This is a genomic window from Klebsiella sp. HN106 (assembly GCF_051209435.1).
GTDB classification, from domain to species: Bacteria; Pseudomonadota; Gammaproteobacteria; order Enterobacterales; family Enterobacteriaceae; genus Klebsiella; species Klebsiella oxytoca.
Genome location: NZ_JBLURD010000077.1, coordinates 1 through 783, shown reverse-complemented (window position 1 = coordinate 783; position 783 = coordinate 1). Strand labels below are relative to the sequence as shown.

At 53.9% G+C, this 783-nt stretch carries 2 protein-coding genes; both read right to left on the bottom strand.

Features of this window, described 5'->3' with window-relative positions:
- Positions 1–169: 169 nt before the first annotated feature.
- Positions 170–574: a helix-turn-helix domain-containing protein gene (locus ACSIPU_RS30380; RefSeq protein WP_435322471.1), complete on the bottom strand. Its 405-nt coding sequence runs from the start codon at positions 572–574 to the stop codon at positions 170–172.
- A complete protein-coding gene (locus ACSIPU_RS30375; protein ID WP_159178631.1) occupies positions 574–765 on the bottom strand; it encodes a Rop family plasmid primer RNA-binding protein in 192 nt (63 codons plus the stop codon). The genes ACSIPU_RS30380 and ACSIPU_RS30375 overlap by 1 nt, the downstream gene beginning before the upstream one ends.
- Positions 766–783 lie beyond the last annotated feature (18 nt).

Here is a 783-nt window from a genome sequence, read left to right as displayed (position 1 = left end):
CAGAAAGTATGTTGACGGGGAGCGGCATAAAACCGAGCTGGCCCGTCTGGAAGCAGAGAAAGCAGAGGAAAGACGGAGAAATGCCTGCGCGACGGCGGAACGGCGCAGACGGAAACTGGAAAAACTCCAGGCCACTGGCGGAACAGCAGGGCAAAAACACTGAGGCATTTCAGGACTGCCAGAAACGCCACCAGGCACGGGGCCGGGTCGTGTTCTGCCGCATCTCTTCCCGGTTCTCCAGCAACAACATCGCCTGTTTCAGGCTGTCGATATGTGAATCTCTGGAGGCAAGGAGGGTGTTCAGGTGTTCAATTTCCTGTTTCAGAATGTAAATGACCTGTTCATTACGGTCAGAAGTGACTGTGTCACGCTGTCCACTGACCTGTTCTTTCTCCTGTTCAACGGATACGGGCGCAAAGGCACCAAACACCCGCAAAAGCTCTGAAGTCTCGAGCATTTTCGCATTCCGTTCACCCCGACAGGTGGACAGTTCACCGGCTTTAATTAACCTGTGCAGGGTTGTCCTGCTCTTACCCGTCAGGCGTGCTGCCTCACTGATCGACACGTTCGCCATCAGTCACCCTCCTGTAGTGCATCCAGTCGGAGGGACAGTGTACAGAAAAGATGCTCCGCATCATCGTGGAGTTTCTCACAAAGGTCAGCCTCCGCATCGAGATCAAGCTCGTTAAGCTTCTCCAGCAGGAGCAGGGACTGATTCTGGATGAATTTAGCCATGTTCAGCGCAGTTTTCTGTTGTTTCGTCATAAGGGGCCTCAGGGCGTC

Bases quoted from the DNA above. Each gene is read 5' to 3' on its own strand.
- ACSIPU_RS30380 (WP_435322471.1), bottom strand. From the start codon at position 574: ATGGCGAACGTGTCGATCAGTGAGGCAGCACGCCTGACGGGTAAGAGC.
- ACSIPU_RS30375 (WP_159178631.1), bottom strand. From the start codon at position 765: ATGACGAAACAACAGAAAACTGCGCTGAACATGGCTAAATTCATCCAG.